General features: G+C 58.3%; 1 pseudogene. It reads left to right on the top strand.

What is annotated here, in order from left to right:
* Positions 1-102: 102 nt before the first annotated feature.
* Positions 103-195: pseudogene (locus tag A1830_RS23485) on the top strand (hypothetical protein); the annotation flags it as partial.
* Between the last annotated feature and the right edge of the window lie 64 nt (positions 196-259).

Here is a 259-nt window from a genome sequence, read left to right as displayed (position 1 = left end):
CTGGAGCTGCTGAAAACCGGGGATAATGTACCCGCCGCGGTGCCGGTGCTAAATGCGGTGCGCGATGCGGTGAGCGGGCTGGATATCATCAGACTTCCGGCAATGCCGGGCACACCGGTGCACACTGGCACGGATGTGAAACCGGTGGGTAATATCACCCTGTCACCGCCTGTGGGAAATACGCAGCAGCTGCAGGACTTTATTTATTGGCGGCCAGATGCGTCCGGTACGGGCGTCGTGCCCATTTATGTCGTAATAA

The sequence above is a fragment of the Erwinia sp. ErVv1 genome, from assembly GCF_900068895.1.
Classification (GTDB): domain Bacteria; phylum Pseudomonadota; class Gammaproteobacteria; order Enterobacterales; family Enterobacteriaceae; genus Erwinia.
This window is presented reverse-complemented; position numbering and strand designations above follow the sequence as displayed.